Here is an 11,715-nt window from a genome sequence, read left to right as displayed (position 1 = left end):
CTTATCCATCTTTTGTCGTTTTTTTGGATTGATGAAGACTTCATCCAGAATCTATCTAAGGGGGGATGAAAGTCAGAGTAAATTTATGCTATTTAAAGGTTATAATGGTTCGGACAAAACTCTCAGTTACATCCTGCCAGCGAGGATTACAAGCCCGTTTTTTAATAATCTCAAAATGCACCAATGACCACTGTTCACCTAAACCTCCTGGTTCACAACGACGTTCGAGGTAAGTGACCTTTTCCGGGTTGAGATAGTGAGTTTCACAGATATGGTCAAATAAGATTTCAAAAGCACTGCTGATGCTAATTCCGTGTTTCCGGGGTAACTCCGTGACCATCACAATCTGGCTACCATCAGACTTAGGATGAATTTGTAAATCGCACTTACAAATACTTCCTGGCCAAAGTTGACACTTAAACAACATTTCTAAAGCATCCTTCGTTACAGCGAACCAAAAAGAGGACTGAAGGCTATCCTTCCCGTCTCTACGTTCTTAATTATGAATTATAAATTAAATCTTAAGATCTATTCTAGTCTTCTTAAGATTGAGAATAATACCCCTGTTCAGTGATTCTCTCTGAAATTTGCTGAAATTTGGTCGTCTTAGACACTCTAGATGGAGTCACAAGGGCTGAATTTAGGGTTTTTTCTTTTATTGTCCCGACAACGAAAGCCACTGCTTCAGCAGCGAAAAAGGTTTGACTCCTCAGAGCGACAGTAACAAAAATTTACATTCTGGGAGTTTTGACTATAAAGAGGAAGCATTATGTAACAGATAATTGACTTCACTCACCAGCCATTCTTTAAACAATTTTTGGATAATTTTTTGAGAATATTCTTCCGTTAACTCAGCCGGGATAAACTCCTCAACTTTAAATAAATGATAACCCAGATCGGTTTGGTGGGGGCCGATAATTTCTCCCGGAGTCGCACCAAAAACCAGAGCCGCGATATCTGCTTTTAAATGACGGCGATTGAGTTGTCCTTCATAACCACATAATTCTCGGCGTTTTTTTTCAATATCATACAGATGAGCGGCGTGATAAAAGCTAATTTCTTCTTCTTCGATTTGATAAAAAAGTTCCCGAGCTAGTCGCTCATAGGGAACAATAATTTGATAAAGCAAGACTTGTTCATAGTCTAATCTATTTTGAGCAAAATATTTTTCGACTTCCGAAGCAAACAGAGTTTCTGCTAGTTTTTTAGCCAAAATTCCCTGTTGAATTCCGGCTTCCCAGTCATCAGGGGAAATCCTTTGATCAGTCAACCACGCTAAGGTATCAGAAGCTTTTTCTAACCGTCTAACTAGGCGTTGACGATCAGCTTCCGCTTGAATTTCATCTGAGGTGACTGTAATTTCTCGTTCCTGAACCGCTCGATGAATCGCTCTTTGTGATAAGATTTTCTGACAGAATTCTTTGTACTGAAGTTGTTCTTTCAGAAAACTAACAATTTCATCATTTGTTACAGATGTTCCCGACTTATTAACCATAGTCGCTTTCTCTCTCGATTCAGGCTGAGTAGTTTTCATCCTCAAATCTTATCTCTTTATGTTACAACAAAGTCAGCAAACGTTAAAGTAGTTTGATCTAAAGAATCAACGGTTCCTAGAGCCACACCCAAAATCAATTCATCCTGACTAACATTGAGTTGAATAGCTGTTGCATCAATGATACCATCATCATTAGAATCTACAGGATTTAAAGCAATATTAGTTAACAAAATATCAGAAGGAAGAAGAATTTTGTCCCCAGCGCTTACTTCAAAATCAACAATGACATCAACGCGCTCAAAATCTTCTAAGGTTAAAGCAAATGTATCTGCTCCTTCGCCCCCAATCAGGATATCATTTCCGATGTCTCCCCAGAGTTGATCATCTCCTGAATCTCCCGTCAGCGAGTCATCACCCTGACCTCCTTGAATTGTATCATTTCCTTCTCCACCCTTGAGAGTATCATTACCGACATTTCCCAGAATAAAATCATCACCACTTTCGCCAGATAAATTATCATTCCCTGCTAAACCAAATATCCTATCTGCATCAGGATTTCCTTGAATATTATCATCATTATTAGTGGCGATAATCAGAGAAGGAATCGAAAAAGTTGTTGTTCTGGGTAGAATAACATTATCAGAAATAGAGATGAAATCATCTAAAGCAAGAGTTGTTTCACCCTGATTATTTACGGTTCCTAAGACAATCGCTAACGGGGAGTTTTGTTCTATAGAACTGATTGTAATTAAAGTTGCGTCAACTTCACCATCTCCATTACTATCTATCACTTCAAGCCCTAAATTTTCGGGTGAAACTTCGGGTGAAACTTGAATTTTATCACCGGCGCTGGCATTAAAGTCAGTTAGGATATCGGGCTGATTTGCAACATCAGGAATGATCACAAAAGTATCTGCACCTTCACCACCCGAAATAGTATCCATACCGAGATCGCCCGACAACCAATCATCTCCCTGTGATCCGAAGATTAAATCATTTCCTTGTCCACCCCAAATGGTATCATTTCCTGCACCGCCAACTACAGTATCATCACCTGCATTCCCTTGTAAAATATCATCACCAACTTCAGCAAAGATCTCGTCGTTTCCATCTAAACCCAAAATCGTATTTTCTTCAGAATTACCGACAATACGATTATTGTCATCGGTTCCCAAAGCCAGCGCAATTCCAATGACTTCTATCGTATTAATTTCTGTGTTAGCATCAGTTGAAGCATTATTATCAGAAGCTTCCGCCGATGAACTTCCACGGGTTGAAGTGGCTCCCGGTTCGTTAGTTTGAGCGTTGCTATTCCTGGTTTCTCCATCTCCAGATGTGGCGTTAGCTTCGCTTTCACTGCTAGCTCCGTTCTCATCTACAATAGAATTACTCGAGGAACTGCTCGAACTTTCGTTGGGATTTTCTGTTGTATTTGAGTTGGTAGAATTATCTGTTGAATTATTAGCGGGTGTCTCAACATTAGCATCAGTTGAAGCATTATTATCAGAAGCTTCCGCCGATGAACTTCCACTGCTGGAATTAGCTCCGGGTTCGTTAGTTTGAGCGTTGCTATTCCTGGTTTCTCCATCTCCAGATGTGGCGTTAGCTTCGCTTTCACTGCTAGCTCCGTTCTCATCTACAATAGAATTACTCGAGGAACTGCTCGAACTTTCGTTGGGATTTTCTGTTGTATTTGAGTTGGTAGAATTATCTGTTGAATTATTAGCGGGTGTCTCAACATTAGCATCAGTTGAAGCATTATTATCAGAAGCTTCCGCCGATGAACTTCCACTGCTGGAATTAGCTCCGGGTTCGTTAGTTTGAGCGTTGCTATTCCTGGTTTCTCCATCTCCAGATGTGGCGGTGGCTTCACTTTCACTGCTAGCTCCGTTCTCATCTACAGTAGAATTACTCGAGGAACTGCTCGAACTTTCGTTGGGATTTTCTGTTGTATTTGAGTTGGTAGAATTATCTGTTGAATTATTAGCGGGTGTCTCAACATTAGCATCAGTTGAAGCATTATTATCAGAAGCTTCCGCCGATGAACTTCCACTGCTGGAATTAGCTCCGGGTTCGTTAGTTTGAGCGTTGCTGTTGCTAGTTTCTCCGTCTCCAGATGTGGCGTTAGCTTCGCTTTCACTGCTAGCTCCGTTCTCATCTACAATAGAATTACTCGAGGAACTGCTCGAACTTTCGTTGGAATTTTCTGTTGTATTTGAGTTATTATTGGTATAACTATTATCTGTTGAATTATTAGCGGGTGTCTCAACGTTAGCATCAGTTGAAGCATTATTATCAGAAGCTTCCGCCGATGAACTTCCACTGCTGGAAGTGGCTCCTGGTTTATACTCTTGAGCTTCACTGTAGCTTGTTTCTCCATTAGAAGAAGTTGCAGTGGCTTGGCTATTACTTCCCGCTCCGGTTTCATCAACAAAAGACTCAGAAGAACTAGAGGCGCTGTTACTGTTCGGAGTTGAATTCATATCTTCTAGTCGTTTTTCAGCTTCTAACTCATTATAAATTTTATGATTTGAAGTCATTGTTTCTAAGGGTGTATCTGCCAAAATCAAGTGATTTGTGTCAAGATCATAGTTTGATGAAACCTCTAACGATGTTTTCTCATCCTCTAAGGAATTTCGAGAAAAAGATTGATTGAATTGAGACATTATAATTGCTCTCCTAAGATTTACACTCAATGTTATCTGTTAATAAAAATGACTTTGATGAATTAAGTATTTTTCAAGCAAAAACAAGAATAAAATATATTTTAAAAAATCATGAAAATTCTATAAACAAAAAAAACGCTCTAAATATTTAGGGCTGATTAAAAATTGATAGAATAATCTAGTTCAAAAAAAATCTGAGCTAATTGGTTAGCATAAGATGAGAGTTAATTCAACTAAAAAAACTCTCTAAAAAAGTTTTAGTACCAAACTATGGAAAGATCAGTATCAAGGGATTGAGAAATAGAAATATTAGTCTTAGTAGCGGAAACTGCAACTGCTTGAGCAACACCATAAGTTACAGAAGTCTTTGGTTTACTGTATGCACCTGTTTTTGTTTTGCTTTGAGTTACAGTATATTCACCGACTGCTATAGCTTCACTGTTAGCATTGGCAAAATTAAATTTAGCTGTTGCATTTGCTGTTGTGCTGGTGAAGGCTCCCCCTACAATATTTTGCTGTTGAGATACCTGATCAAAAAAGTTTAAATCTGTGATCATCATTGTTGCTAATATTAATGTATTAGACGAGTCTCTCTTGAGTCAGCTCAATTTTGTTTGAACCAACCCAAGAAATGTTGAGTTCATCTGCGACTACCTTTGACAGTAGTTATCTTGTGATTTAAACAGTTTAACCACAATGCAGTATACTCTTTTTATTAGTACCAGTAACCGTAGCTTTTGCCAGTAGCAGAAGCAGAGGTAGCAGTAGAGATAGACGTATACTCATCGGTATAGGTTTCAGTTAAAGCATTTGATGCAGAGTCATTACCAAAAGCTGCTGCATCTGCTTCTGCAAAAGCAAGATTGCCTTTAACATTAGCTGTAGCTGTAAAATACTTGTCGATATCTACATATTCTTTGAATGAAAGTACAGTCTTAGCGTATTTGTTAGTGATACCACCAGTAACGTTAGCTTCGACGGTTTCTAAGTGGTTCAGATCTGCAATTTTCATGATTTTTATCCTGTTAATAGTCTGAGTATTTGTGTCGAGTTGTTTTTCTTATCTCGACATTTTTATAATAACTAACCTTGCAAATACTGTGTTGCCATTTTGGCAGTTTTATCAAATTTATCTGGAAAAGTATTGCATCTCTATTCTTGGGGAATTTTCAATAAAATGTAGACAGCAAAATCAACCCAAAAATCTCTGGGTTGACACAAAAAACATTCCGATGAGTTCGTTCAAATTCTTTTTAAACAACTCAAGATATCTAAGATTCACTTGTAACTACAGTTGACAGCAACCCTGACGAATGATTCAGTTATTTTAATCATTCAGGAGTCGAGAACATCAATTTATAGCTTGATGTGATTCCAGTAGTTAATAGTAGTCAATACTACAAATTTTAGGTTGCCATTTTGGCAGTTTTTCTGTTAAGTTTTCTCAAGTATTTGAATCGGGTTGATTTGAGTTTTGTTTGAGACTAACTCTCTGGGAAGTTTCATCTCATCCTCCTCATAAACCCCCTTCTATAGTCAACTTTTGACTTGCGCGTAGTGCTATATCCCCCGCCTGTGGCATCTTCTTTGTAAGTCTCAAGACAAAAAAATAACCCCAAAGACTAGGGGGTTAAAAATAGATTTATATTCATCTTTGTGATGAAAAAGATGTTAAAGTTGATAAAAATGCAGTAACCTCAAGAAACCTTTTGTCGAGTGCGATCGCATTTACCTGAAGAATTTTTATTGTTTTTTTCGCATTGATTATTATCTCTGGTTAACCGATTGTAAGTGCGGTAGGGAATATAATGCAAAGGGTTATAACCTGCAAATCTGAAGAATCAAAACACAAGCCCAGGAATATTTTCCAGCTAATATTGCTTCAATTACTTGATTAAATTCGTTCTTCACTCATGGCTTTATCTCTTTGAGTTTTAGAAGAAGTATTAGAATAGTTCATGTGAATGCTTCCCAGATGAATTGAACTTAAAATTAGTCTTCTTATCTTTGATTACATTGAAGTAATTTCCGTTTTAAAGCTCTAAACCAGTGGCCTGAAACTTCTGCAACGGTTCAAGTATCACATCAGCAACCCGACGCTGACGAATGATAATATCTGCACTTGCAGTTTGTCCCGGTTTAAATTTAATTTCTTCTTGATTTTCTAGAATTGAATCCTGTTCTAACTCAACTTCAAGCTGATAGACAGGTGGTTGGTTTTCTTCAGATTTTGTATCAGGAGAAATCGAAGTAACAGTTCCTTCTATTACCCCATAATCTTGATAAGGATAAGCATCAAACTTCATCTTAACAGGCATCCCAACCTTAATAAAACCTGCTTCTTGATTGGGTAGACTTGCTGATAAAACTAACGGAGTATTTTTCGGCAAAATTTCAGCAATATTTTGTCCAGGTTGTACAACTTCTCCCTCATTGCTAACATTCAAAGTCGAAATATAGCCATCAACCGGAGCATAAATAAATCGCTCCTCTCGCTTCATTTTTGCTGCCATCAACAAGCTTTTAGTTTCTTTCATTTGAGCTTGAAGCTGCATAATTTCTAGCTGAATTTGCTGAGTTTTCTGATCGGCTTCTATCTCAATTGCTTCGGCTTCTGATTGTTTTTGTTTGAGTTCAACATAAAGACGATTGACTTCAGCTTGAAGTTGTTGCAATTCACCTTCATTTTGAGTGATCATCTGTTGACGCTCTCGTAACATTTGTTGAGCTTGAAATACCTGTTCTTTGGTACTATTTTTCTCCGATAATTGAGCCTGAACAATAGCCCGTTCGCGATCCCGTAAAGACTGTTCAGCCTGAAACAATAACTCCTGAGAAATTGCCCCTTCTTCCACTAACGGTTTGAGTCGTTCAACCCGTTCAACTGATGCTGCTTGATCTACATAAAGTTTTTCTAAAAGTTCATCCGCTTGGGTGGGTAAGGGTTGTATATTCTCTACTCTGGCTTGAGCGCTTTCTGCTTGTAATTGGAGTTGACTGAGTACCCGTTCTGTTCCGCGTATTTGTGTTTTTACCCGTTCTATTTCCGCTTCATGGGTTTGAATTTGAGCGGCTGAGATTGCACTACGACTTTCCTTTTCTAAATGGGTTCTTTCTAAAAGTCCTTGTTTTTGAGTTTGTTCAATTTGCAAGGAATTAAGTTGTTGTTGCAGTCGTTCGATTTCTGCTAAAGCCAATTGACTATCCAATTCTGCAATGACTTGACCTGCTTTTACTGTATCCCCTTCTTTAACAGCTAAAGTGGCAATTTTTCCCATTTCCACGGGATTAACTTTGTAAACATTTCCTTGGGGAATTAATTCACCTCGCGCATGACCGACTTCATCAACAGTCCCCAAATGCGCCCAAGTTGCAAAGGCGATACAAAATACTACGCCACCCCAAAACAGTTGCATCGGAAATGAGGCGGGCGGTTGATCTAAAACTGACTGTAAAGCAATTGACCAATTTCCTGAATGAGAAGCTCTTTTTTCTGTATCTTTATCTTGGGGAGTGAGCGGATAAGCAGTATTAGAAACGGGTGAGGATAGAGGGAGAGAAGTGGTAACTCCACCTTGGATAGAGTGGGCTTCTTCGATGTTTTCTTGGGAGAAGTTTAAATCATACAAATAATTCTGTTTCTCCTCCGAATGAGAATCTGATTCTCGAGTTTGTTTTGTTCGGAGGTGAGGTAGGATGTGGAAGCTCATCGCTTTAAATGTTGTAACAACGTTGGGTTAAGAGTCAGGGCGAATTAGGAAGATCACTCACAAATCAAGATGAGATCAATCTTGTCTGAGAATTCACTCTAACTAGAGTCAGATCAAAGCATAAAAGAATTTTTTTAAAGGGTAGTTTTTGGGTAACTTTTATTTCTGATATGCCTCAACTTAGCTGTGAAATGTGATCGTTAGGCGGGCAGAAACTTAAAGTTGTTAGTATTTTAACTTAAGTCCTGATCATATTTTGCCAAATTGGCAGTTTTTTTGATTTTTTAAATAATTTCATTCTAAGTCTTATTAACTCTATAAATTGTCTAATTTGTTTGATTTGGAGTTTGAATTGATCATCGGCTGGAATTTTAATAAAACTTTAATTTTTTTATAAACTCAAGTCACTCTGATTTGTTGGGGATATAGCAGCGCTACTTGAATCGGGAATGCCTCCCCTGAAGAGATTGTTGTTTGATCTGAACCTGAGAAAAAAGCAATCAGAAATCATTTGTACTTTGCCCCCAAAATTGGGGGGTGATCTCGATTACTTTTTTACAAATCAGGTAACATTGCGATATCCGATTCTAAATAACATTCAAAGATTGAATGGTACTCAGTCACAGATCTCTGATCTAGATTGGATTTCATCAAATCATTAACAGAGATTAAAGATTAAGTTGTTGTTGGGCAAGATGATAATAAAGCCCTTGAGTCTCCATCAATTGCTGATGATTTCCCTGTTCTACCAACACCCCTCGATCTAGCACTAAAATTTGATCTGCATTCCGAACAGTTGAGAGACGATGGGCAATAATAATCGTGGTGCGATCGCGACTCATCTGTTCTAAATTTCGTTGAAAGCGCCGTTCACTTTCGGTATCCAAAGAACTCGTCGCTTCATCTAATACTAAAAGTCGAGGATTTCCAAGTAACGCCCGGGCGATCGCAATGCGTTGACGTTGACCTCCCGACAAACTGGAACCCCGTTCTCCGACTTTCGTGTTGTACCCCAAAGGTAACGTTTGAATAAAGCTATGGGCTTCTGCTAATTTGGCGACTTCAACCACCTGTTCGAGCGTATATTCTCCTCGATAAATCGTAATATTTTCTAAGATCGTCCCCGAAAACAGATAACATTCCTGCGGCACAACCCCCATCTGAGTTCGCAAAGACTGGCTAGACACATGACGCAAATCATGTCCATCGATCCAGACACGACCACTGCGAGGATGATACAAAGCCTGTAATAGCTTCACCAACGTACTTTTACCCGAACCACTTCGACCCACAATTGCCAGAGTTTGACCGGGTTGAATCTCAAAGGAAAGATTTTCTAAGGTGTTATCTTCATCTTCCCCATAGCGAAATGTCACCTGATCAAACTTAATTTGACCTTGTAGAGGCGGAAGAACAAGTAACGGTTTTTGTGGGCTTTCCTCCGGTTCAGTGTCAAAAACATCATTGAGACGTTCAACGGAGATCAACACTTCTTGCAGTTCATCCCACAAACCAGCCAAGGCAATCACGGGCGAAATCACACGACCCTGCATCATGTTAAACGCCATAAATTGACCAATGGTTAATTGATCTTGAATCACCAACATTGCCCCAAACCAGAGTACCGCTGTGCCACCAATCGAATTAATTAACCCACTGACAAACCCCAAATTAATCGCCAATTTCTGGGCTTTAAACCGCATATTCAGTTGTTCAGTCAGGCGATCTTCCCAGCGCCAGCGTAACTCCTGTTCAGCCGCGACTGCTTTCACCGTAGAAACTCCCGTCATCATCTCCACAAGGGTAGAATTTTGATCGGCCGACGCATTAAAAACTTGACGAGAAACTTTGCGGAGAAAGGGCGTTGAACCCAAAGTTAACAACAGAATCGGTGGAATCAAACCCAAAATCAAGACTGTTAGCTGCCAGTTATAGTACAGCATCAATCCCAAATAGACAAACCCCGTGACAAAATTCAGCCACGCCAGCAGAATTTGACCAATTAGAAATCGTTGAATTTTTTGGTTTTCTTGAACTCGGGTAATAATATCACCGACTCGCCGAGACTCAAAAAACTTGAGGGGAAGTTTGAGGGTGTGTTGAATAAAACCGCTAATGAGAGTTAAATCTAGGCGGTTTGAGAGATAACTCAACAAATACTGTCGAATCGAAGATAATCCCAAACTCCACACCCCAAACAGCAAAGCACCCAAAGCAAAAACGTGTAAACTGGTGAGGCTTTTGTTGACAACGACCCGATCCATAATAATTTGAGTAATCAGAGGCGAAACCAGCGCAAACATTTGGATCAAGATCGAAATTAGAATGATTTGCAGCCCCAACGTTTTATAGGGCCACAACACCCCCATAAATCGACCTAAAGACCGTTTTTCGTTCTCGACTTGTTCGAGTCGTTCTGTGGGGTCAACCAACAACGCATAACCTGTCCATCCGGCGAGAAATTCTTGACGAGATAACTCCCGTTTTCCTTGGGCGGGGTCAGCAATCAACACTTTGCGCCGTTTTACCCAACACACCACGACATAATGATCGCCTTGCCAATGGGCTATCCAGGGATGTTTTTGGTCTTCTAGCCGTCCCAAACTGGCTCGTACAGGTCGAACTTGAAATCCTAAACTTTCCCCGGCTCGTGCTAATCCTTTTAATGAGGCTCCCGAACGTCCGACCCCGGCTAGGTTTCGTAAGCGGTTCAGACTCCAGGTTTTACCCCAATATTGTCCAATTGTTGCCAGACAAGCTGCCCCACAGTCGGAGGAACTTTGCTGTTCGACGCAGGGATAACGCCGCCAAAGTCCCCGTCCTCGTCTACGTTTTCGAGGCTTGGGAAGTTCGAGTTCGACATCGTTCGTATTCGTTGGGGGAACAACGGTAAGGGTCGGTGTCGCTTTTTTGGCGGAGGGTTGAACGGAGATTGAGGGACGAGAGACTGGTTTCGAGCCGGTTGTCGGGTTTTGGGAAATATTTTGCCAATGTTCGGTGGAAAGGTGATAAACAATCAGAGGCGTTTTGGCAACCCAAGCGGGGGGCGTGGTATCGGGATAACCCCAACTTTGTCCCGGTTGCGGAATCGATTCTGTTCCGCCAATTTCACCTTGATACAACCAGTAGCGCCCTTTTGAAGCAGGTGTTGCAGTTTTTAGAGGGGTTTGGGGCTGAATTTGACGTTCGCTGATCTCGGGTAAGAGTTGTCGCAGTTGAGAACTGGTTAATCTTCGTAATTCGGTTTGAGTTTTGAAGAAAATCAAACGTTGACGTTCGTTCGTTGTCGTTTGTAGTTCCTCGCGCCATTGAGGAAACCGTTCCAGCCAAGTTTGCAGGGTTTTGAGAGTCAGATGAGCAACGATAACCGGACTGGCTGCGATCGCTTGATAGGGTAAGGGTTCAAGGGTGAACAGATGGCGATCACCTCCAAATAGTTCTCCGGCTTCTAGGCGGGAAACCGAAACGTCTCGGTCTTTGGTGGGGTCAGACGCTAACAGTCTGACATGACCTTGACAAATGAGATAAATTCCCTCTTGATGTTCGCCCTGAACAGAATTTGTAGATTGATTGAGTTGATAATCATATACATTCGGAGCAAAGCTGCTCGCTGCAATCGCAATCTCGTCTCCTAGCTCATAGCTATAAACCTCTGCTTCCTGACTAAGATTCACCGCCAGACTACTCTCAATGTTGAGAACGGTGAGAAGTTGTTCAAAGGCAGAGATGCTCTCTGATGCACTCCTTTTTCGGCTCATTGTCTGAGCTGAATGCCGAAACTGAGAATTTGATTCGCTCATTCGTTTTCAGGGGAGTTCTACTCCGAATCTAATGTCAACTATTC

The 11,715-nt window shown here is 40.4% G+C and carries 9 protein-coding genes; all 9 read right to left on the bottom strand.

Translation table 11 applies throughout. The features are described from left to right. Window positions 1–88: 88 nt before the first annotated feature. The 9 genes from L8106_RS12770 to L8106_RS12740 all read right to left on the bottom strand — a co-directional run bounded on the left by L8106_RS12770 (window position 89) and on the right by L8106_RS12740 (window position 11,629). Entirely contained in the window at window positions 89–427 is a 339-nt protein-coding gene (locus tag L8106_RS12770; RefSeq protein WP_009784727.1) for a hypothetical protein, read from the bottom strand. A gap of 324 nt (window positions 428–751) precedes the next feature. After that, entirely contained in the window at window positions 752–1,495 is a 744-nt protein-coding gene (locus L8106_RS12765) for a peptidylprolyl isomerase (protein ID WP_009784726.1), read from the bottom strand. A 56-nt stretch (window positions 1,496–1,551) separates the two neighbouring features. Next, window positions 1,552–4,161, bottom strand: a complete 2,610-nt coding sequence (locus L8106_RS12760; RefSeq protein WP_009784725.1) for a calcium-binding protein — start codon at window positions 4,159–4,161, stop codon at window positions 1,552–1,554. Window positions 4,162–4,418: 257 nt separating this feature from the next. Continuing rightward, window positions 4,419–4,721, bottom strand: a complete 303-nt coding sequence (locus L8106_RS12755) for a hypothetical protein (protein WP_009784724.1) — start codon at window positions 4,719–4,721, stop codon at window positions 4,419–4,421. 155 nt (window positions 4,722–4,876) lie between these two features. Continuing rightward, window positions 4,877–5,173, bottom strand: a complete 297-nt coding sequence (locus L8106_RS12750; RefSeq protein ID WP_009784723.1) for a hypothetical protein — start codon at window positions 5,171–5,173, stop codon at window positions 4,877–4,879. 685 nt (window positions 5,174–5,858) lie between these two features. After that, window positions 5,859–5,975 (bottom strand): hypothetical protein, encoded by a 117-nt coding sequence (locus tag L8106_RS34355; protein ID WP_304412086.1) that lies wholly within the window; start codon window positions 5,973–5,975, stop codon window positions 5,859–5,861. 4 nt (window positions 5,976–5,979) lie between these two features. Continuing rightward, on the bottom strand, window positions 5,980–6,072 hold the full coding sequence (locus L8106_RS33625; RefSeq protein ID WP_232228473.1) for a HetP family heterocyst commitment protein: 93 nt from the start codon (window positions 6,070–6,072) through the stop codon (window positions 5,980–5,982). 122 nt (window positions 6,073–6,194) lie between these two features. Further along, entirely contained in the window at window positions 6,195–7,871 is a 1,677-nt protein-coding gene (locus tag L8106_RS12745; protein ID WP_071941389.1) for an HlyD family efflux transporter periplasmic adaptor subunit, read from the bottom strand. Between the two features lie 668 nt (window positions 7,872–8,539). Then, on the bottom strand, window positions 8,540–11,629 hold the full coding sequence (locus tag L8106_RS12740; protein ID WP_156803660.1) for an ABC transporter transmembrane domain-containing protein: 3,090 nt from the start codon (window positions 11,627–11,629) through the stop codon (window positions 8,540–8,542). Window positions 11,630–11,715: the final 86 nt, after the last annotated feature.

Source organism: Lyngbya sp. PCC 8106 (assembly GCF_000169095.1).
Classification (GTDB): Bacteria; Cyanobacteriota; Cyanobacteriia; order Cyanobacteriales; family Microcoleaceae; genus Capilliphycus.
This window is presented reverse-complemented; position numbering and strand designations above follow the sequence as displayed.